Here is a 20951-nt window from a genome sequence, read left to right on the forward strand (position 1 = left end):
GCCATCCCAACCGCTTGAGCGCTGTCGAGTTCCGTCCGCCCGGGCCGTCAATGAGCCGCGGACGGTCATCTCGCGGCGGGTTGGCTCGGTGGTGGGCTGGTGAGGGCGGCGAGCCAGTCGATGCGCTCGGCGAGTTCCTCGAAGACCTGCTCAAAGATCTCATCGGTGTCGACCGGGCCCGGGTCGGGCACCGACCAGTGGGTCCGCCGGGGTGCCGGACCCATCTCCCGGTAGGCGTTGTCGCACACGGCGACGACCAGGTCGGCGGAGGTCAGCACGTCATCGATGTGCGCGGTGCCGCGGCTCTGCAGCCGCAGGCCGTGTCGGCGGAGGGTGCTCACCGTGCGGGGATGAAGTCGTGGCGCGGGCTGGATGCCGGCGGAGGCGACCGGGATCGGGGAACGGTCCGCCCAGATCGCGGCGGCCAGCGGCGAGCGGGCCCCGTTGCGGGTGCAGACGAACACCACTCGTGACGCTGACAGCCTCATGACCGGATGCAGGGCCCGCAGCGCGGAGGGGATGAGCCGTACGAAGGTGCGCCGACGGTCCGCGTGCGAACGCGTCCGCCCGATGAGCCCCGCCGCCTGTAGCACTCCCAGATGGTGGGCCAGCAGATTCGACGGCAGGCCGAGCGTGCGGCCGAGTTCCCCGGGAGCCAGGTCGCCGACCATCAGTGCCTCGATCATCGCCAGCCGCGCCGGGTCGCCCAGCGCGTGATGCGCCGCCGCCCGCCCCCGCAGCGAGGATAGGTCAACTTCCATTGAGTCAATGCTTGCTGATGTGTTTTCATGCGTCAAGGCCGTCGTTCGACGGCCGGCCCCCCGCCCCCTGGAGGCCTCCATGCCCGAAGGCCCGCCCCGCCGTCGACGCGTTCTGCCCCGCGCGACCTCGCCACGCTGACCTCGCGGCGACGTCGCAGCCACACCCCGGGCCTGCCATCCAGCTGACGGATGGCTTCCCGCCGTTTTGACGACTCCCACCTCCCCGCGTCCTGAAGCCCGGGGAGACCCCGCGACCGGCGCGCCCCTGACCCGGCCCGCCGCCAGGGCCGCATTGGCGACGCGCCATTTCCCTCGGTCCCGCACATAATCTCGATTTGGGCCATGAGCGCCGGTCGCAGCGCCGAGAGATTTATTTTCTCTTGCCTAATAATAGGAGGTATTACGCGTCTTTTGGAATTGGCAGTCAAGCCTCTTTCTATTTGCGTCGCCCGCGTCTACGTTCCTCTCGTCCGAGCAAAACAACCACGATTGGCGGTGTTCGCGATGACTCATATCACGCGGACGGAATGGACGGGCAGGTGGGAGGCCATGATGCGAGCCCCGACCCTGACCAAGCTGTACTGGCTGCTGCGCATCGGGGTGGCCGTGGAGTACGTAGGGCACGGGTGGGCGGGGCTGAGCCGCTCGCGGGCCTGGCTGCCCTACTACGACCTGTTCGGCATCTCCGCCGACTTCGCCCTCGACCACATGTTCTACATCACCGGTGCCATCGACATCACCGTGGGACTTCTCGTCCTTGTGTGGCCGGCCCGGATCCTGCTGCTGCACGCCACCGTGTGGGGCGTCTTCACGGCGCTGCTGCGCCCCGCCGTCGGCGAGGGCTGGTGGGAGTTCCTGGAGCGGGGTGGCAACTACGGGATGCCCCTGGCCCTGCTGATCCTCGTCGGGCTCGGCGGCTGGTCGGTGCGCGGCTGGCTCCTGCGCGCCGACGCGCCGGCCTCCGTCTCCGACAGCGCCCTCATCGGCGCGCACTGGGCCGCCCGCGGCGGGCTGGCCCTGCTCCTCATCGGCCACGGCGGCTTCGGCGCCTTCGAGGACAAGCCCTACTGGTACAAATTCTTCGACTTCTTCGGTCTCACTCGCTCCACGGTCGAATCCGGCCATCTCATGGTGACGTTCGGGATCTTCGAGATCCTGCTCGGCCTGGCCGTCCTCGTCAAACCAGGACGGGCGCTGCTGCTCTTCGTGCTGGCCTGGAAACTGGGCACCGAACTGCTGCGGCCTCTCGTCGGGCAGGAATGGTTCCAATTCGTGGAACGCGATGGTGACTACGTCCTGCCGGTCGCTCTGATCCTCATGGCGGGACTCTACGCCCGCGCCCTGCATCAGCGCAGGGTGGCAACTCCCGAGGCACCTGCCCCCAGAGGCGCTCCCACCGGGTGACATCGCCGCCCACGCGCTCTCCCTTCCCGAAAGGATGCTGCCCAATGTCGGCCCGCTACCACACCCCGAGAATCCGTCTGTCCTCGCTCGCCCTCCTCACCGGCGCCGCGCTTCTCACGGCCGGCCCTCTGACCGTCCCGGAGGCCCACGCGGACAACCTCGCCCGGCACAGCGCTGAGGCGGCCCACCCGTCCCACAAGCCCGTCGTGCTGGCCACCATCCCCGTCGGCCTCAACCCCCGCGCGGTGGCGTTCGACCCCGACTATGAGACCGCCTACGTCGCCAACGCCGGCTCCAACACCGTCTCGGTCATCGACGTGGAGACCCGGAAAGCGACCGCCACCATCAACGTCGGCACGTTCCCCTACGGCGTCGCGTTCGTGCGCCATGGCGAGTTCGTCTACATCCCCAACCGCGATTCCGACAACCTGTCGGTCATCGACACCCACACCCAGAAGGTCATCAAGACCGTCACCGTGGGCGATGCCCCCCGCTGGGTCGCCGTCGCCCCGGACGGCCGCCACGCCTACGTCAGCAGCACCGGCTCAGGCGCCATCACCGTCATCGACACCGCCACCCACACCGTCACCGCCTCCATCCCCGTCGGCCTGTCCCCCCGCGGCATCGCCTTCACCCCCGACGGCCGCACCGCCTACTCCGCCAACTCCGACTCCGACAACGTCTCGGTCATCGACACCCGCACCCTGAAGGTCGCCGCGACCATCACCGTCGGCGACGAACCACGCGGCGCCCTGGTCACCCCCGACGGCCGCACCCTCTACATCTCCAACACCATCGCTGGAACGGTCTCGGTCATCGACACTCGCACCCGCACCGTCACCGACACCATCACCGTCGGCGCCAACCCCCGTGGTCTCAACCTCTACCGCGGCGGTCGCATCGCCTATGTCGCCAACTCCGGCTCCGACACCGTCAGCATCTTCGACACCCGCACCCACCGCATCCTCGGTGACGTCGCCGTCGGCGACGACCCCCGCTGGACCGCCTCCGGTCCCGACGGCGACTACCTCTACGTCACCAACACCGGCTCCCACACCGTCTCGGTCCTCACCTTGACCCGCTGACCCGATCCGGCCTTCCCTCCGGCCCCGAGGTCCGCGCGAATCGCGGGCCCCGGGGCCGCGGTGCCGGGTCTGGGTGCGGTTGCCTCGGGGCGCAGGCGTGCCTGCGGCAAGGCCGCCCCGCCAGGCGGAATAGCGGTCGCTCATCCCATCTGTGTTGTCTCGGCATGGTGGCGCTGAACGACGTCCGCCGTCCAGTCCATCAAATTGATTTGATGTATTCTGGCGACATGGTGCCCGCAAGGCCAACGGTCCCGGGGTTCGTGCACATGGCGGCCCACCCACTGCGGTGGCGGTTGCTGACCGCACTGGCCGCGAGCGACTACCGGGTGCGTGAGCTCGTCGCACTGCTCGGCCATCCGCAGAACCTGGTGTCCTACCACCTGCGGTTGCTGCGCCGAGGCGGGTTGGTCACCGCTCGTCGCAGCAGCTTCGACGGCCGCGACAGCTACTATCACCTCGATCTGGACCGCTGCGCACACGAGTTGACCGCCGCCGGTGTCGCGTTGCACCCGGCGCTGCGCCTGGAACCGGCCCCGCTCACGGCCCCACCAACGGTCATGGGCACCCAACCGCGGGCCTGGCCGCGTGTGCTGTTCGCGTGCACGGGCAACAGCGCCCGCTCACCGGTCGCCGAGGCCCTGCTGCGTCACCGCACGGGGGGCCGTGTGGAGGTGGCCAGCGCCGGAAGCCACCCCAGGCGGCGCCTCCATCCGGACGCCGTGCACGTGTTGCGTGAGGACTACGGAATCGACATCGCCGACCAGCGGCCGCGGCACCTGGACACGGTGGACCACGGCCGTTTCGATCACCTGATCAGCCTGTGCGACAAGGTCCGCGAGGTCCGCCCCGAGTTCCGTGCCGAGCCTCGGCCGGCCCACTGGAGCATCCCCGACCCGGCCGCCGACGATCAGGCGAGCCGTCCGGCCGTCAGACACATGGCGGCGCAGATCGACACCCGCGTCCGCTACCTGCTGCCCCTCCTCGTCCACGCCACCAACTCGGAGGTCTGACCATGAAGACAGCACCGCAGGAACTGGCCAGCGTCCGCTACATCGTTGACGACGTGGCCGCCGCCGTCGGCTTCTACACCACTCACCTGGGCTTCACCCTGCAAGCCCACCCCGCGCCCGCCTTCGCCGAGGTGGTCCGCGGTCCGCTGCGGCTGCTGCTGTCGGGCCCGGCAAGCTCCGGAGCACGGGCCACACCTCGCGACTTCAGCACGCCGGGCCGCAACCGCATCCACCTCATCATCGGCGACCTGGATGCCGAGATCGAGCGGCTGCGCGGCACCGGGCTGAGTTTCCGCGGCGATGTGGTCGCCGGCCCCGGCGGACGTCAGATCCTGCTCGCCGACCCCGCGGGCAACCTCATCGAGCTCTTCCAGCCCGTCCCGTGACGGCCGACGCGGACAACGAAGGGCAGCCTCGGCGCCCCGTATCCGCCGAGGCTGGTCAAGCCGAGCGGGTGGGCCTTGCGGAGATTGCCACGCAGTGGGGAAAGATCGGCTGCATCGGGTTCGGGGGGCCGCCGGCCCATGTGTCCCTGTTACGCCAGTTGTGCGTGCAGCAGCGCGGGTGGCTGTCCGCCGGCGAGTTCGAAGACGGCATCGCCGCCACCAACCTGCTGCCCGGCCCGGCCTCCACCCAACTGGCGATCTGGAGCGCGTGGCGGCTACGTGGCATCCCCGGCGCACTGGTCGGTGGCCTGTGCTTCATCCTGCCCGGCCTGGTCCTCATCCTCGGCCTCGCGGCGGTGTTCCTGGCCGAACATCCGCCCCGGTGGGTCGTGGGAGCCGCGGCCGGAGCCGCGGCGGCCGTGCCCGTCGTCGCCGTGCACGCCGCGGCCGGGCTGCTACCCGCCAGTTGGAGCAGGGCGGGGACGCGCCCCGCCGCCCGGATCCGGTGGACGGTGTACCTGCTGGCAGGCGGTGCCATCGCGGCGGTGACCGGCCCCTGGGTGGTCGTGGTCCTGCTGGGCTGCGGGCTGATCGAGATCACCACCGGTGCGCGCGGGCGCGAATCGCGGTGGCGGACGTTGCCGCTGCTGCTGGCCCCCGCGGCCGCGGCCACCGGCGGGCTCGGCGCGGTGGCCTGGGTGGCGGCCAAGGTCGGCGCTCTGTCGTACGGCGGCGGCTTCGTGATCATCCCGATGATGCAGCACGATGCCGTCCAGACCTACCACTGGATGAGCGACGCCCAGTTCTCCAGCGCCGTGGCCCTCGGGCAGATCACCCCCGGACCCGTCGTCCAGACCGTCGCGGTCGTCGGTTACGCCGCCGCGGGACTCGGCGGGGCTCTGCTGGCGGCCCTGGCCGCGTTCGCTCCCTCCTTCGCGTTCGTCCTGCTCGCCGGACCGTACTTCGACCGGCTCCGCACCGACCCCCGCGTTCACGCCTTCCTCACCGGCGCGAGCGCGGCCGCGATCGGCGCGATCGCCGGCTCTGCGATCCCCCTCACCCAGGCCCTGGCCCACCTGTGGCAGGCTGGCGTCCTAGCCCTGGCCGTCGTGTGGCTGCTGGTCCTGCGCCGCGGCATCGTGACCGCGCTTCTCGGAGCCGCGACACTCGGCGTCCTGGCCGCCTTCACCACAGCGGCCCTGCCCGGCTGATCACAGGTCGACACGCAGTGCGCCGGATTCATCTCGGCGCCGATCTACGCAGACCACCGGGGCCAGCGCCGTGTACCCACCCGACGCGACCCTCGGCGGCGACCTGCGCCGTGGTTTCCGGATCTTCCTGCGTTTCCCCGACGGCGGCCAGCTCGACCCCGCCTTCGCCCAGGCCAACGGATGTCGTATCCAGTACACGGCCCTGCAATGACCATGGCCGCGCAAATGATCGTCTTCTGGCATTCGGTGGACTGGCGTCACGTCCGGCCTCCCCGGGCCTCCCGGGGGCCCGAGCGCGTCGATGACCGACGGCGGCGCGAACATCGAGATCCCGCGGCCCGGGCTCACCCCGCCGGCTACGGCGTGATGCGCCCGGGCTTCGGGGGCCGCTCCGGTCGGGCCGTCCACGGTCAGGTCTTGTTGAAGGTGTTCTTGGCCCAGAGGTAGGAGACGACAGCGATGCCGGTGCACCAGGCAGTGGCGATGGCGGCGCTGTTGCCGATCGGGGTGCCGAGCAGGAGACCGCGGACGGTTTCCATGATCGGGGTGAAGGGCTGGTACTCGGCGAACCAGCGCAGCACCGACGGCATGGAGTCGGTGGGGACGAAGCCGCTGCCGAGGAAGGGCAGGAAGATCAGCGGCATCGGCGCGTTGCTGGCCGCCTCGGGGGTCGGGGACTTCATGCCGAGGGCGACCGCGAGCCAGGTGATGGCCACGACGAACAGGGTGATCAGGCCGGTGGCGGCCAGCCACTCGACGGGTGTCGCGTTGGGCCGGAACCCGAGGGCCAGGGCGATGCCGATGACCACGGCCATGCCGAGGAGCTGCTGGATGACGCTGCCGACGACGTGCCCGGTGAGGACCGAGCCGCGGGAGATCCGCATGGTGCGGAAGCGGGCGATGATGCCCTCGGTCATGTCGGTGGCGACCATGACGGCAGTCCCGGTCGCGGCGGTGGCGGCCGCCATGAGCAGGATGCCAGGGACGACGTAGTTGATGTAGGCGTCGCGGCCGCCACCGAGTCCGTTGCCGAGGGTACCGCCGAAGACGTAGACGAACAGGAGCAGGATGACCACGGGCGTGACGATCAGCTGCACGGTCATGGACGGGTAGCGGAGCAGGCGCTTGAGCTGGCGCCGGACCATGGTGGAGGAGTCGCGCGCGGCGAGGGCGAGGGCGCTCATCGAAGGGCCTCCTTGTGGCCGGTGAGGGTGAGGAAGACGTCGTCGAGGTCGGGGGTGTGCACCGACATCTCGTCGATCTCGATCGAGTGCTCGTCCAGGACGGCGAGCACCTGCCGGATCACCCGCACGCTGCCGTCGCTCGGCACCTGCAGGGTGAGCGCCTCGGGGTCGGGGGTGCCGACGCCGAGGGCCAGCCGGGCCGCGTCGAGACGGCTCGGATCGGCGAACTTCAGCAGGACATGGCCGCCGGGAATGAGCCGTTTGAGCTCCTCGGCGGTGCCTTCGGCGATCAGCCGCCCGCGGTCGAGGAGGGCGATCCGGTCGGCGAGCTCGTCGGCCTCCTCCAGGTACTGCGTGGTCAGGAAGATGGTGACGCCGTCCTTGACGAGGTCGCGGACGATGCCCCACATGGCGCGGCGGCTGCGCGGGTCGAGTCCGGTGGTGGGCTCGTCCAGGAAGATCAGGCGCGGGTCGCCGACCAGCGTCATCGCCAGATCGAGCCGGCGCCGCATGCCGCCGGAGTAGGTGCCGGCGGACTTGGCGGCCGCGTCGACCAGATCGAACTGCGCAAGCAGCTCTCTGGCCCTCTGCCTGCCCTCGCGCCTCGGCAGGTGCTTCAGGTCGGCCATGAGCAGCAGGTTCTCCTCGCCGGTCAGCAGCTTGTCGACCGCCGAGTACTGCCCGGTCACCCCGATCGCGCCGCGCACATCGTCGGCCTCACGGTTCACGTCGTATCCCGCGACGTGAACCTGGCCGGCGTCGGCGCGGATCAGCGTGGACAGGATCTGCACAGTGGTGGTCTTGCCGGCCCCGTTCGGACCGAGCAGGGAAAAGACCGTTCCTTGGGGGACGGCCAGGTCGATGCCGTCCAGGACGACCTTGTCGCCGCTCTTGTCGCGATAGGACTTGCGCAGCCCGCTCGCCGCGATGGCCAGGGTGGTCATGAGGGTGCTCCTTGGGAGGCCGCGAGTCAGAGGCTGCGGGCGGCGATGTCGCCGTATGAGGTGGTGGCGTGGATGTCGAGTTCGGCGGTGCCATCGTTCTTGAGGGCGTTGGTGATGCGGCCGAGGCCGGTGCCGGCGTCCAGGGAGGCCGAGACCCCGGCGGCGGCGGTGACCGAGATGTCGCCGGACCGGGTGCGGAGCACGACCTTGCCGCGCACGGCCTCGACGATCCGGATGTCGCCTCTCTGGGTGCTGATCTCCGCGGGGCCGTTGAGCCGGCCGACCTCCACGTCGCCGTCGACCGCGGTGAGGCGGACGCTCGCGGCCTCGTCCAGCTTGATCTGGCGGTACGCGCCCTCGAAGGCGACGTCGCCGAGGCGGCCGACGCTCCGCAACTCGGTGCTGGCCGCCTTTGCCTCAACCCGGGAACCGGCGGGCAGTCGGACCGTCACCTCGATGGATCCCGACGGCCCGACGTGCTGGTTCCTCACCGGAGTCGCGATCCGCAGGACGCCGTCGGCGTAGTCGACGGTGGTCTGCTCCGCCGCCTTCACATCGCGTCCCTTGGTGGCGTTCGCGGGCAGGACCTCGACCGCGGTGTCGGCGCGGTCGGCCGCGATGAACTGCACGCGCCCGGCGGGGACGTCCAGGACGGCGGAGATCGGGGCGGGGGTGTCGAACGTCTGCATCATGCTCTCCTCGCGCTGGCCACTCGTGTTTCGAACAAGCGAAACGCTACGTTGCTTTCTAGATTTGCACAACAAGATCTTTGCACAAGAACAGCGTTTATGCAGGTAGAAGTAGATCAATCGTTGCACTGGCTTCTCGTTTAACGCAACAAACGAAGATCGATCGTTGCAATATTATGAGGGTGAACGCTATGCTGAGGCAGCAGCCCAGACCGAGCAGCGCCAGGGAGCCCTGCGGGGCGTGAAAGGGGTCCGTGATGCCGGGAGGCAGGCTCACCCAGCAGGAACGCCAGCAGATCGCGGCGGGGCTGGCCGACGGCCTGGCCTTCGCCGAGATCGCCCGCCGCCTCGACCGTCCGACCTCCACGATCACGCGTGAGGTGACGCGGAACAGCGGCCCCACCGGCTACCGCGCCGACCTGGCCCACCGCGCCACCCAGCAGCGCACCCACCGGCGCCGGCAGGCCGCGCCCCGTGGCTCGCAGGCGCCCGCGCAGCCCGACGGACGCGACGCCGAGGCCGTGCGCGCCTACCAGGAGACCCTCACCACCGTCCTGATGACCTCGGGCCTGCCCAAGATGATGGCCCGGGTGCTGGCCTGCCTCTACACCACCGACACCGGCAGCCTCAGCGCCTCCGAACTCGCCCAGCGCCTCCAGGTCAGCCCGGCGTCCATCTCCAAAGCGATCACGTTCCTTGAGGGCCTGGCCCTCGTCCGCCGGGAACGCGACGAACGCCGCCGCGAGCGCTACGTCGTCGACGACGACCTGTGGTACCAGTCGATGATCCGCAGCGTCCGGGACAACGCCCGGGTCGTCGAGGTCGCACAGCAGGGCATCGGCGTCCTCGGCCCCGGCACCCCGGCCGCCACCCGCCTGGAGAACGTCGCCCGCTTCCTCGACTTCGTCAGCGAAGCACTCACCCGCGCCGCGGAACAGGCCCACGAGATCCTCTACACCACGACCGAAGCGACCTCAGACGCCACCACCGAGCCGAGTTCAGATCACGGATAGCAGCGCCGGGAGCCAGTGCCAGGTGACGGGTCGAAGGTCGACGGAGAGGTGGGACGGCGGCGCGGGAGACGCGGTAGTACATGCGGTCGGGCGGTGCGCCGATGTCGTCGCGATGATCACCGGCTATCTCCGCAGGGGCCGTTGAAGGTCCGGCCTTCCGGGACGTCCTCACCCCGAACCCGTTCGACGCCGGCCGAGCCCGCGTCAGAGGTCCCATCGAAGATCAGATGGGGAACAGGGAGTGCTGGGACTCGGTGACCGTGCTGGCCGCGACCTGGTCGGTGCCGCGCGCACTGGCGGGGTGGCGGGTCCCACTGTCGGGGAGACCCGCCACCCCTGGCCTTGTCACCTGCGGTTGGCCCAGCCGCCAGAACGCTGTCCTGAGCGCGGGCCGCCTCTGCGTCCGCCGCCGCGTGAGGTGATCAGGTGGAAGACGAGCAGAAGAAGCGCCGAGCCGGCGATGGCGGTGATCCAGGTGGAGAGGTTGAAGAACCCCTGAACGCCGTCGACGTTGAACAGTCGCGTCGCCAGGAAACCTCCCAGCAATGCTCCGGCGACGCCGATCAGCGTGGTGACGACCAATCCTCCGGCGTGCTTGCCGGGGATCAGGGCTTTGGCGATCGCCCCGGCCACCAGGCCGAGGATGATCCAGGCGATGATGCCCATGACCGAACTCCTAGACGAGCCTTCAATCGAATGGCTGCCAGGCGACGGTCTTCCGAACCGGTCAAGGCAGGGACCCGTCATGGTCCGCAGGAGCGCGGCCACCGGGCTCTCGAAAACGTTCTCCTTCAATGAACCTTGTCCGAGCGTGGAGGGAAACAGCCGTTCCTCGAAAAGGTCTTCACCACGATCGATGACCATGTGCGGGGATGCCGCCAGGGGAGAGCGCGTCCTGTTTGAAGGCAAATTCCCCTGCCGGTCGGGGGGCGTCTTCTGCACGGGACGGCGTGCGCCGTGCCGTGGTGGGGGTGAGGCGATCTGCTCTGGTGATGACCTCAGCGCGGATTGCCTGTGTCCCGAAACCGGCCGGTGGGCTTGTCTGAGAGATGGTCGGCCACTCCTGGACCAGTAATCGTTTCGCTTTTCAGATGAGGGCATTATGGGCACCAAACAGATCATCGCCTCCCGACCGGCGCGACGGGGGAACGGTCGCGACGGCCGCTATGACGGCACTGCCCCCTTCCCCCGTCCCGAGGGCGCCCCGGGGTCCAGGACGGGGGCCTCGCCTGTCCAGACGACGCTGACCGGGGCGATCGTGGTGGCGCCATTGGCCGGGCTGATTGCCGGGGTATGGCTGGCCTGGGGGAAGGCCATCACCCTCCCCGACGTCCTGCTCGCTCTGGTCCTGTACGCGGTGACGGGTCTGGGCGTCACGGTGGGATTCCACCGGCTGCTCACCCACCGCAGCTTCACCGCCCGCCGGTGGCTCCAGGTCACCCTGGCCGTCGCTGGGTCGATGAGCTTCCAGGGCAGCGTGATCGGCTGGGTCGCCACCCACCGCCGCCACCACGCCTTCACCGACCGTCCCGGTGACCCCCACTCCCCCTATCGATACGGGACCAGCCTGAGGGGGCAGCTTCGCGGCGTGGCGCATGCACACCTGGGCTGGATGTTCGGCAATGACCCGACTTCGATCTCGCGCTATGCCCCCGACCTGCGGGCGGACCGGGCGATCACGAACGTCGGACGGGCCTTTCCCGCGTTGTGCGCGCTGTCGCTGACACTGCCGTTCGCGGTCGGGTGGGCCCTCAGCGGTACCTGGCACGGAGGCGTCACCGCGTTTCTGTGGGCCGGGCTGATCCGGATCGCGCTGCTGCAACACATCACCTGGAGCGTCAACTCCCTGTGCCACGTGATCGGCGCGCGCCCGCACTCCACCCGCCGCCACGACCGCTCCACCGACCTGTGGCCGCTGGCGTTGCCCTCCCTCGGAGAGAGCTGGCACAACGGCCACCACTCCGATCCCACCTGCGCCCGGCACGGCCGCAGACCCGGCCAGCTCGACCTTTCCGCCGACCTGATCCGCGTCTTCGAACGCCTTGGATGGGCCACCGACGTCCACTGGCCCGACACCAGTCGCCGCGTCCGGAACATCCGCACGGACCGAACAGGACACGGCGCAGAGCAGGACCGGCCCGAACCCCACAGCGCGCCGTGTCCAGCGCCGGCCGCCACCGCTGCCGTCAGACCCGCCGGCTGATGGCGGGCACCTCCCGGGCGAACCGGGACTCTGCGGGCGGGGCGCTTCGGGGCGGCGCGTCGAGCCGACGCACTCCTGGGCCGGCCCATCACGGAGTCCACAGGGCGGGTGGGCACGTGACCCTGGCAGATGAGTACGGACTGCTGATCAAGGGACTCGCGGGCGGGATCGCCATCGCGCTGGCCCTTGTCCTTACCGTCATCGGCATCGTGGCGCTGGTCATGACGTGAACCGGTGCCGGTTACCGACGTGGCACTGGGGGATGAGAAGCCGTGGAGGAGACGTCTCCACGCGTCCGCAGGAAGGCCGGGATTACCTGCCGGCCAGGCTGGTGCGCGGTGCTTGCCGCCGCGGTCAGCGGAAGCCGGTGGCCCATCGGCGGTAGGTGTGGTTTGCCGGGCCGGGCTCGCGGGTCAGCGACCGTACCCGGGCTCCCGCCGCGATGAGCCGGCTCACGACCTGGCCGCCGACCTTGCCGGTCGATCCGGTGACCGAGAATCATCGACCCCTCCCCTTGTCCTCGCAGGCGGATCCGGTTCCAGCTGCCGTGGAGATGGTCAGCCATTCCCATGGGATCTGACGCGCCAGCCCGGCGTCGCCGGGCTGGCTGCGTACCGCCGGACTGGTGGTCTTCGACCGAGGACCGGTGCCCTCGCGGTGTACTAGAGGGCGAGGATCTGGTCGAGCATCTGGCGGTACTGGCGCATGCCGATCCTGAGCTGCTCGGTGTCGCCGTTGGCGATCCCCAGGTCGAGGACGCGTTTGCGTTCGTCGAGTGCCGTGGTCAGCGAACCGACGATCTCGTCGTTGAGAGCACCCGCCTGCCGGACGGCGTTACGGGGGTCATCGACGAACGCGGCCTGGATGTCGTGCCAGCGATCCTGGAGTTCCTTGGTACGGGGGCCCTCGAACATCGGCGCCAGCTCCTGGTGCCCGCCATCAGCCGGAGCACTCTGGCCGCCTGTGCCGTGCTTGCTCACGTCCCGCATGCCGGTGCTCTGCGGGCCCGGGCCCTGGACGCTGGTGGCCTGGTTTCCGATGGCCTGCTCGGTCGGCATCCCGGCGGGCTCACCGGCGGGGGTGCGCATCGTCTTCGAGCTGTGATCGGTCATGGTGGTGTCAGCCTTTCCTGGGGGTGTGGGGCAGGTCGGGGGCCGTCCTGCTCGGCTGGCCGCCGTTCTGCGGTCGCTCGCCGATGCTGTCGGCGAGCAGGTCGTCGAACAGCGTCCGGTAGTGGACCATGGCTTGGCGGAGATCCTCGGTGGAGGCCTCCTTGCGGGCCGCGCGGGCGCTGATGTCGTGGGCCCTGCGGTAGTGGTCGAGTGCGGGGGCGTGCTTGACGGACAGGTCGGCGACCCGCTGCTGGAACTCGCTGGTCTCGTAGCCGCGGTCGGCCATGACGCGCCGGACGAGTTGGTCGGCGTCGGACAGTGCGTCCTCGGGGGTGTCGACGAAACGGTCCTGCACCCGGGTCCACTCGGCGTGGTAGAAGTCGCGTGCCGCGGGGGCCAGCGGGCGGATCTCCATGTCCTCGACACGGTTCTGCCGGTCGTGCAGGTCTCGTTCGGCCGCACGCCAGTTTCCGCGATCTTTTACGGCACGGTCATATTCCGAGCCGAATTGCCCGCGCAGTTTGCCACGCCCCCGCATCGTCCGCATGATCAGTACCGTGACCACAATGATCACGATGACGATAACGGCGACTCCGATCAGAAAAAGAGTCATGCATCCAGACTGCCCGTGACAGACAACCTGAAACACTTCCTCGGATTATTTCCAAACTATTCTTGGTTGAGGGTCGAGGTGGTGAAGAGAATCAAGATAGTCGCTGCTTTTTCGATTCACTTCTGCTGTTCGCTGGCTGAAGTCAGAGCTGTGCCGAGGAATCCTGGGGGCATGTCCTCAAACGAGCCTGGCGGACAAGGGGGAGCCTCGATCATCCACAGAATGCGAGAATCGGGCTGTGGTGCTCGTCCCTCACCCAACGCCGATCGGATCAGGCGGGAAACAGCCGATCCCCGAAAGGGTCATCACCGCACCCGATGACCGGTGTTCGGTCTGGGAGATGGGCCGTTCTTCGATCCGCGGTTTCCGCGATGATCGGTATGCGGTCCACTGTTGTTGCGCTCATGTCGCCGGAACCCTGCGAGTCGCACACGCCGGTGGCGTTCGTAGAGGTGGTCATGATGCTGACATCGCCACGGCCGTGGCATTCGCCCACGACGCCGCGCCGAGCGCTGGCCGCACGCAGCCGGCCGAGGCGGCCTCCTCGCTCCTGGTGCCACCTGTCTGCTGATGGGGACGTGGGCTGCCCACATCGGATTCGCCGTCACGCGCCGGCAGACGTGGTCGGCTGCCGACGCCTCGGAACGACGCGGTGCCCGTCCGGAACGTCCGACACGGCAGGGAGTTAGGAAATCATGGAGCCGCTGCTTCCCGGCGACCCTCCGGAGCTCGGAGGTCTTCGGCTCCTCGGACGGCTGGGCGAGGGCGGTCAGGGCGTCGTCTATCTCGCCGAGACCGACGACGCGGAGCAGGTCGCCGTCAAGGTGATGCACCGTGGCCAGGACGAGCGGGCACGGGGCAGGTTCGTCCGCGAGGCGGCCACGGCCCAGCGCGTGGCGCGCTTCTGCACAGCCGCCGTCCTGGCCGCCGAGGTCGATGGCGAGCGGCCCTTCATCGTGTGCGAGTACATCGCCGGGCCGTCGCTGCGGAACCTGGTCCGCCGGAACGGCCCGCGCCGTGGCGCCGAGTTGGACCGGCTGGCGATCGGCACGGCCACCGCGCTCGCGGCCATCCATCATGCCGGCATCGTGCATCGTGACTTCAAGCCGGCCAACGTGCTGATCGGCCGCGACGGTCCACGGGTGATCGACTTCGGGATCGCGCGTGTACTGGACGCGAGCACGACCGCCACCAGCCAGGTGGTCGGCACGCCCGCCTACATGGCTCCCGAGCACTTCTTCGGCGAACGCGCCGGGCCCGCGGCGGACATGTTCGCCTGGGCCACCACGATGGTGTACGCGGCCAACGGCTCTCCCGCCTTCGGCGACGACACCATCCCGGCCGTGATGCGGCGGATCCTCAACGACGATCCCCAACTCGGCCGCCTGCCCGGGCGGCTGCGCGCACTGGCCGCCGCATGCCTGGCCAAGGAACCATCCCAGCGGCCCAACGCCCGTCAAGTCATGTGCGACCTGCCCGCCGTCGGCTCGCCGAGCGAGTACACGCCCGTGTGAGGAGCCGTCGGCACCATCAGCGCAACCTCCTCACCGAAGTGACGCCTGTGCGGCTTCGCCCTGCGCCTTTCGCCCGTCGCGAGGCCGGCCGGCGACCGATGGTGAGTCGATAGCGGCCCGATGGACCGCCCGCAGAGGGTGACGACAACGGCACATCGACAGAGGAGATGCGAAGTGCCCAGTCTGAACTCCCGCGGTCCACGGGTGCACCCGGCGCTGTCCGACGACGAGCGGCACCGCGTCGTGGTGGAGTGGAACGCGACTCGGGTTGATTTCGGCCCGATGCAAACGATCCCGGCCCTTGTCGAGGAGCGGGCGACAGCCGTTCCGGACGCGGTGGCCCTGGTGGACGAGTCGGAGGCGTTGTCGTACCGCGAGCTGGACCGCCGGGCGGATATCGTCGCGGCCCGGTTGCGGGCGCTCGGCGTCGGTACCGGCACGGTGGTCGGTGTCCTGCTGGGCCGGTCGGCGACGCTGGTGGTGGCCTGGCTCGGCGTACTCAAGGCGGGCGGCGTGTACCTGCCTTTGGACGCCGCATATCCGCTGCCCCGGCTCCGTTTCATGGTGGAGGACGCCGCAGTCCACCTGGTGCTGTCCGACGAGCGGACCGCCGACGTGGCAGAGCGGCTTCAGATCCGGGGTGAGCGGCTGGAGGCGCACCTGTGGACGTCGACCCCCGGACGGGTCGCGGCCCCGGCCGTGCGTTCCGAGCCCGAGGACGCCGCCTATGTGATCTACACCTCCGGTTCCACCGGGCAGCCCAAGGGCGTCGTCGTCGAGCACCGGAACATCGCCAACACCGTCCAGTGGCACGCGCGGACGATGGGTATCCGGCCCGGCGATCGGGTCGGCCAGACCGCCGCCGTCGGGTTCGACGTCGCGTCCTGGGAGATCTGGGGCAACCTCGTCGCCGGCGCGGAGCTGCACCTCGCGCCGGAGCGCCTCGGCCGGTCGCCGGAGGAGTTGTGCCGCTGGGTGGTCGCGCACAGGCTGGCGGCCGTTTGCCTGATCACGCCGGTGGCCGCGCTGGCCATCAGAACCGGGTGGTTGCAGGACTCCGCCTTGCGAATCCTGATGACCGGCGGCGAGAAGCTGCGCGTGTCGCCGCCGGCCGGCGCGTCCTACCGGCTGGTCAACCTGTACGGCCCCACGGAGACCGCCGTGGTGGCGACCTCCGCCGACGTCCCCGAGGGCTCGGACGGCGCGCCGCCGATCGGGCGGCCGATCGCGAATGTGACGGCCTATGTGCTCGATGCGGCGGGACAACCGGTGCCGGTCGGGGCCGAGGGCGAGCTGTATGTGGGCGGTGCCGGGGTGGCGCGCGGATACCTGGGCGCCCCCGGCCTGGAAGCAGAGCGTTTCGTGCCTGACCGGTTGGGAGCGGGCCAGCGGCTTTACCGCACCGGCGACCTGGTGCGCTGGCGGCCCGACGGCCAGTTGGAGTTCCTCGGACGAGCCGATCATCAGGTCAAGGTCAACGGTTTCCGGATCGAGTTGGGCGAGGTGGAGGCGCAGCTGTGTGCGCATCCGGCCGTGCACGATGCGGCCGTGACCGTCTGGGAGCCGGAGCCCGGCCGTCCCCGTCTCGTGGCCTACGTCTGCGGCACCGGCGAGCCGGCCGGCGCGGACCTGCGGCGCTGGCTCGGCGAGCGGCTGCCCGAGCACATGGTCCCCGCGTTGGTGCTTCCGCTGGCCGAGATGCCGCTGACGCCACATCAGAAGATCGACCGCAGTGCACTTCCGGATCCCGGCGTCCTGATGGAACCCGTGCCCCCTGGCGAGGGCTCCACACAGCCCGGAAACCTGAGCCAGGAGGAGGCCGTACTTGCCGCCGACTGGCGGGAGATCTGCGGGCTTGCGCCGCGCACCCGCGCCGACAGCCTGGCCCATCTGGGCGCGAGCTCACTCGATCTCGTCGCGCTGCGGGCACGGGTCTCGGCCCGTCGCGGGACCCCGATTCCTCCCGGCGGGCTGGCCCTGACCCAGTCGTTGAGCGACCAGGCTCGGGCGGTGGCGCGGCTGGCCGCCGACGGGGAACGGGCACACGGCGGCGCGCTGGACGGCCCGGGCAGCCTGACGCAGGAGGCCATCGTGTTCGTGGAGGAGCTGACCGGGAGCAGCCTGGAGTACCAGTACCAGATGGTCCTCGAAGGCCCGTCGGCTCCGGACGCCGGCCTGCTGGAGCAGGCGCTGGTCGCCGTGCTGGCCGGCCAGCCCGCGCTGAGCAGCCACTGGCGGCTGACCTCGCGGGGCCTGACCGGGACGCGCAGGAACCTGGCGGACGCGGTACGGCTGGTCCGGCACGAAGTGCGCTCGGCTGCGGTGAACGAGCTGGTCGAGGAGCTGGTGGCCGCGCCTCTCCGCTACGACGATTTTCCCCTGTTCGGCTGGGACCTGATCCAGCACGAGGGCGGGACCGTCCTGCTGCAGCGCGAGCACCATCTGGTGCACGACGGCTGGTCTGTGGGTGTGTTCTTGTCCCAACTCCAGGACGCCTACCGCGCCCTCGAACGGGGCACCGTCTGGCAGGCTCCGGACAGCTCTTACACCTACTTCGACTGGGCGAGGCAACAGCTAGAACAGGTACGTGGACCCCAAGGTGAGGAGGATCGGCGGTACTGGCGTGACCGGCTCGCCACGGTGTCCGGCGATGCCGTGACTCCGATTTCCCCGTCGCAGACGGCGGGGCCCGGATCGGACGTCCGACTTCAGCCGCTGGGCGGAGCGCGTTCGGCGTTGCTGGAGGAGACCGCCGCACGGCTCGGGGTGACACCGTTCGCGATGCTGCTGGCGGCGTTCCGGCAGACCTTCTTCGAGCACTGCGGCCGCGGCGAGATCATCGGGTCGAGCTTCGCCAACCGTGACGTGGAGACGCGGGACATCGTCGGCATGTTCGTGAACGTGCTGCCGATGATCAGGACGCCCGATCCCGCGGAGACCGCCGCCGAGGCCGTGCGGGCGGAGATGGCGGTGATCACCGAGGCGGCCGGGCACCAGCGGCTGCCCACGCCGGAGATCCTGAGGGTGACCGGCTCGGCGCCGGGCCTCGGGCGGGATCTGCTGTATCCGGTCCTCTTCAGCCAGCACGATTCGCCGCTTCCGCGGCTGCGGTTCGGCCAGTGGCGGCCGGTGGTCCGTGAGCTGGCGAACGGCCACTCCAAGAACGAGCTCAACGTCATCGTGATGAACCGCACCCTGCAGCACGCGCGGAGCACGGGACGCCGCCACGCGGGCGCCTACACGCTCCGGTGGGAACACGATCTCCTCGGTTACCCCGGCCCCCTGGTGTCGGGGTTGCAGCAGCGGCTCCTCGCGCTGCTGGACCACGTCCTGACCGATCCGCAGCAGCCGTGGCCGGCTGGTCGGCTGCCCGAGCAATCGAGTGCCAATGACTGAGCAGCACGTGATCGACAACGTCCGCAGGCGCTGGCTTGAGGTCCTGGACATCGAGCAGGTCGCCGACGGCGACGACTTCTTCCTCACCGGCGGGCACTCACTGCTCGCGGTACGCCTGACGGCGGCGTTGCGCGAAGACCTCGACGCGCGGATTCCGCTGTCGGCCATCTTCGAACTGCGCACGCTCAAGGGCTTCGCCGACCGGGTGGCCGACCTCGTCGGCCCGGCGGTCTAGCCGGGCGGAGGTGCGGTCCATGACAGAGGTGGTCGAGGCGGCCGAGTTCCGTTCCGCCGTCCGCGGGATGTGGGAGGCCGTCCTGAAGAAGCAGGTATCCGACAACGCCGACTTCTTCCTGCTCGGCGGCGACTCGCTGGCGGCGATGTCGGTCTCCTCCAGGCTGGAGGAGGTGTTCGGGATCAAGCCCAAGCTGCGGGTTCTGTTCGAACACCCGCGGTTCGGCGACTACGTGCACGCGATCTCGCAGGCGGCCCGGGAGGGGTCCTGATGAACGATTTCGTACCGACCACGGCTCCGGAGCGGATGGCGCAGGAACCCGAGGTGTCCAGGAAGATTCTGCGGCAGGTGCTCGGCTGGCTGGCGGAGAACGCGGCGGACCTCCCCGACGACGAGCAGCGGGAGATCGGCAGGCAGGCCGGGATCAGGTCGGGCCTGTACGCCGCGGAGTTCCCCGAGGCCGACGGCGGGTGGTCGCTCCCGGCGCGCATCGCGGTCGACCTGCGGGAGGAGGCGGCGGCGACCGGACGGCAGTACGGGTTCCGCATCCTGTCCGCCCACGACGGCCCGAGCTGGATCCTGCAGGACGCCACGCCCGGCCAGCGGGAGAGATGGCTGCGTCCCCTGATCGAGGGACGCTGGACCCGCTGCCTGGCCATGACCGAGGAGCAGGGCGGATCGGATCTGCGGGAGCTGCGCACGACGGCCACCCGGGACGGCGCGGGCTGGGTCCTGACCGGCCGCAAGTTCCTGATCACCAATGCCGCCCATGCCGACTTGGCCATCGTGCTGGCCAACGCGGTGGCCCCGGGGGCGTCGGGCCCCACGTTCTTCGTCTTCACCACCGACACTCCAGGTTGGAAGGTGGTGCGGCGACTGCCCGGGATGGACCACCGGTACGACCAGTACGAGGTCGAGCTGGACGCGGTGCGGGTCGGCGACGAGGCCGTCCTCGGCGGCGCGGCACAGATCGGCGGGGCCACCGGCATGGCCGGGGAGCGGCTCACCCACGGCCGGGTGTGCCTGGCCGCCCGCGCCGTGGGACTGGGCGGCTGGGCGTTGGGAGTGGCGCGCCGGCATGCCGCGAGGCGGACCGTCGGCGGGGTACGGCTGGCCGACAAGCAGTACATCAGGGAATTTCTCGTCAGGTCCGACGTCAAGCTCACCGCCGCCCGCGCACTGGTCCGGCAGGCGGCCGCCGACCTTGACCGGCACCGCCTCGCGATGAGGGAGGCGGCGATGGCCAAGCTGTGGGCCACCGAGTCCGCCTGCGAGGTCATCGACGACGCCATGCAGGTGCTCGGCGGCCGGGGCTGGCTCTCGGAATACGGCCTGGAGCAGGCCTACCGGGAGGCGCGGCTGTTCCGGATCGTCGACGGGACCTCCGAGGTGCTGAAGGAGACGATCTTCCACCTGCCGGGCGGGGAGGGCGGCTCATGACCGCGGAGTCCTCCACCGGCTGGCTGCACTCGGTCAGGGACGGCGGACCGCGGCTGGTCTTCTTCCCGCCCGCCGGCGCCAGCGCCTCCGCGGCGTGGGCGCTGGACGACGTGGTGCCCGAGGAGTGGGCCCTGCACGGCGTCCAGTATCCCGGCCGGGGGCCGCGGCTGCGTGAACCCCAGGCCGGGTCGATCAGGGAGCTGGCGCGGGCATGTCTGCCTCATCTCCGCGAGGCGGCCGAGCGGACCGTGCTCTTCGGCCACAGTTTCGGGGCGTTCGTGGCCTATGACGTCGCGCAGTTGCTGGAGCGGGAGGGGTGTCCGGCCGCCGGGCTGATGGTCGCCGGGATCGCGGCGCCGGGAACCTTCCTGACAACGCTGTCCGCGCAGGAGGCGACCGACACCGCCCTGGTCGCCGTGCTCCGGGGGGCGAGCGGCACCTCCGCCGAACTCGTCGCCGACGAGGAACTGATGGAACTGGTCCTGCCGGCCCTGCGGGCTGACCTCGCGCTCGGCGGCGACTACGCCGACGACCACGACCATCGGCTGTCCACGCCGATCGCCGGGCTGGGCGGCCGGCGGGATCCGGCGGTGGCGACCGAGGCACTGGGCACGTGGAGCGATCACACCGAACGCTGGCTGGGATGCGAGCTGACCGACGGTGATCATTTCTTCTACCTCCAGGACCGGTCGTTCCTCCCCGCCGTCCTGCGGCGCAACTGGCCGACCGTTCCGGCATCGGCCTGAGGGGA

General features: G+C 70.0%; 21 protein-coding genes. 14 read left to right on the plus strand and 7 right to left on the minus strand.

Annotated features, from left to right (window positions below):
* Positions 1-65 precede the first annotated feature (65 nt).
* Positions 66-761, minus strand: a complete 696-nt coding sequence (locus AMA02S_RS20110) for an arsenate reductase/protein-tyrosine-phosphatase family protein (RefSeq protein ID WP_067460910.1) — start codon at positions 759-761, stop codon at positions 66-68.
* 549 nt (positions 762-1310) lie between these two features.
* On the opposite strand from AMA02S_RS20110, the gene AMA02S_RS20115 reads away from it, so the two are divergent.
* The 6 genes from AMA02S_RS20115 to AMA02S_RS41990 all read left to right on the plus strand — a co-directional run bounded on the left by AMA02S_RS20115 (position 1311) and on the right by AMA02S_RS41990 (position 6068).
* Positions 1311-2165 (plus strand): hypothetical protein, encoded by an 855-nt coding sequence (locus AMA02S_RS20115; RefSeq protein ID WP_157430738.1) that lies wholly within the window; start codon positions 1311-1313, stop codon positions 2163-2165.
* A gap of 44 nt (positions 2166-2209) precedes the next feature.
* Positions 2210-3250: a beta-propeller fold lactonase family protein gene (locus AMA02S_RS20120; RefSeq protein ID WP_067460912.1), complete on the plus strand. Its 1041-nt coding sequence runs from the start codon at positions 2210-2212 to the stop codon at positions 3248-3250.
* 227 nt (positions 3251-3477) lie between these two features.
* Positions 3478-4260 carry an arsenate reductase/protein-tyrosine-phosphatase family protein gene (locus AMA02S_RS20125; RefSeq protein WP_067460913.1) on the plus strand — a complete coding sequence of 261 codons (783 nt, stop codon included), beginning with the start codon at positions 3478-3480 and terminating at the stop codon, positions 4258-4260.
* Between the two features lie 2 nt (positions 4261-4262).
* Entirely contained in the window at positions 4263-4646 is a 384-nt protein-coding gene (locus AMA02S_RS20130; RefSeq protein ID WP_067460914.1) for a VOC family protein, read from the plus strand.
* A 68-nt stretch (positions 4647-4714) separates the two neighbouring features.
* Positions 4715-5857, plus strand: a complete 1143-nt coding sequence (chrA, locus tag AMA02S_RS20135; RefSeq protein ID WP_067460915.1) for a chromate efflux transporter — start codon at positions 4715-4717, stop codon at positions 5855-5857.
* 70 nt (positions 5858-5927) lie between these two features.
* Positions 5928-6068: a hypothetical protein gene (locus tag AMA02S_RS41990; RefSeq protein WP_157430739.1), complete on the plus strand. Its 141-nt coding sequence runs from the start codon at positions 5928-5930 to the stop codon at positions 6066-6068.
* 199 nt (positions 6069-6267) lie between these two features.
* Here AMA02S_RS41990 and AMA02S_RS20140 read toward each other — a convergent pair whose 3' ends face one another.
* From AMA02S_RS20140 to AMA02S_RS20150, 3 genes are read right to left on the minus strand one after another with little or no spacing between them, the layout of a single operon-like run.
* Positions 6268-7041 (minus strand): ABC transporter permease, encoded by a 774-nt coding sequence (locus tag AMA02S_RS20140; protein WP_067460916.1) that lies wholly within the window; start codon positions 7039-7041, stop codon positions 6268-6270.
* Positions 7038-7985 carry an ATP-binding cassette domain-containing protein gene (locus AMA02S_RS20145; protein ID WP_067460917.1) on the minus strand — a complete coding sequence of 316 codons (948 nt, stop codon included), beginning with the start codon at positions 7983-7985 and terminating at the stop codon, positions 7038-7040. The genes AMA02S_RS20140 and AMA02S_RS20145 overlap by 4 nt, the downstream gene beginning before the upstream one ends.
* A gap of 26 nt (positions 7986-8011) precedes the next feature.
* Positions 8012-8674: a DUF4097 family beta strand repeat-containing protein gene (locus AMA02S_RS20150; protein WP_067461294.1), complete on the minus strand. Its 663-nt coding sequence runs from the start codon at positions 8672-8674 to the stop codon at positions 8012-8014.
* Between the two features lie 257 nt (positions 8675-8931).
* Here AMA02S_RS20150 and AMA02S_RS20155 point away from each other — a divergent pair, with 257 nt between their 5' ends.
* Entirely contained in the window at positions 8932-9687 is a 756-nt protein-coding gene (locus AMA02S_RS20155; protein WP_067460918.1) for a GbsR/MarR family transcriptional regulator, read from the plus strand.
* 345 nt (positions 9688-10032) lie between these two features.
* Here the strand turns inward: AMA02S_RS20155 and AMA02S_RS43585 are convergent, their stop codons facing one another.
* Positions 10033-10551, minus strand: a complete 519-nt coding sequence (locus AMA02S_RS43585; protein WP_218005057.1) for a GlsB/YeaQ/YmgE family stress response membrane protein — start codon at positions 10549-10551, stop codon at positions 10033-10035.
* 238 nt (positions 10552-10789) lie between these two features.
* Between AMA02S_RS43585 and AMA02S_RS20165 the strand changes: the two genes are divergently transcribed.
* On the plus strand, positions 10790-11890 hold the full coding sequence (locus AMA02S_RS20165; protein ID WP_084265387.1) for an acyl-CoA desaturase: 1101 nt from the start codon (positions 10790-10792) through the stop codon (positions 11888-11890).
* Between the two features lie 662 nt (positions 11891-12552).
* On the opposite strand, the gene AMA02S_RS20170 is transcribed toward AMA02S_RS20165, so the two are convergent.
* Positions 12553-13002 carry a hypothetical protein gene (locus AMA02S_RS20170; protein ID WP_067460920.1) on the minus strand — a complete coding sequence of 150 codons (450 nt, stop codon included), beginning with the start codon at positions 13000-13002 and terminating at the stop codon, positions 12553-12555.
* Between the two features lie 7 nt (positions 13003-13009).
* Positions 13010-13615, minus strand: coding sequence for a hypothetical protein (locus AMA02S_RS20175; protein WP_067460921.1), 606 nt, complete (start codon positions 13613-13615; stop codon positions 13010-13012).
* A 695-nt stretch (positions 13616-14310) separates the two neighbouring features.
* On the opposite strand from AMA02S_RS20175, the gene AMA02S_RS20180 reads away from it, so the two are divergent.
* The 6 genes from AMA02S_RS20180 (at position 14311) to AMA02S_RS20205 (ending at position 20946) form a co-directional block, all read left to right on the plus strand.
* Positions 14311-15129 (plus strand): serine/threonine-protein kinase, encoded by an 819-nt coding sequence (locus tag AMA02S_RS20180; protein WP_067460922.1) that lies wholly within the window; start codon positions 14311-14313, stop codon positions 15127-15129.
* A gap of 174 nt (positions 15130-15303) precedes the next feature.
* Positions 15304-18525 (plus strand): non-ribosomal peptide synthetase, encoded by a 3222-nt coding sequence (locus tag AMA02S_RS20185; RefSeq protein WP_067460923.1) that lies wholly within the window; start codon positions 15304-15306, stop codon positions 18523-18525.
* Entirely contained in the window at positions 18518-18760 is a 243-nt protein-coding gene (locus AMA02S_RS20190; protein WP_084265389.1) for a phosphopantetheine-binding protein, read from the plus strand. The genes AMA02S_RS20185 and AMA02S_RS20190 overlap by 8 nt, the downstream gene beginning before the upstream one ends.
* A gap of 19 nt (positions 18761-18779) precedes the next feature.
* Positions 18780-19031, plus strand: coding sequence for an acyl carrier protein (locus tag AMA02S_RS20195; protein WP_067460925.1), 252 nt, complete (start codon positions 18780-18782; stop codon positions 19029-19031).
* A complete protein-coding gene (locus tag AMA02S_RS20200; protein WP_067460926.1) occupies positions 19031-20200 on the plus strand; it encodes an acyl-CoA dehydrogenase family protein in 1170 nt (389 codons plus the stop codon). The genes AMA02S_RS20195 and AMA02S_RS20200 overlap by 1 nt, the downstream gene beginning before the upstream one ends.
* Positions 20197-20946 carry a thioesterase II family protein gene (locus AMA02S_RS20205; RefSeq protein WP_067460927.1) on the plus strand — a complete coding sequence of 250 codons (750 nt, stop codon included), beginning with the start codon at positions 20197-20199 and terminating at the stop codon, positions 20944-20946. The genes AMA02S_RS20200 and AMA02S_RS20205 overlap by 4 nt, the downstream gene beginning before the upstream one ends.
* The last annotated feature ends 5 nt before the right edge of the window (positions 20947-20951 follow it).

The organism is Actinomadura macra NBRC 14102, assembly GCF_001552215.1.
GTDB classification, from domain to species: Bacteria; Actinomycetota; Actinomycetes; order Streptosporangiales; family Streptosporangiaceae; genus Spirillospora; species Spirillospora macra.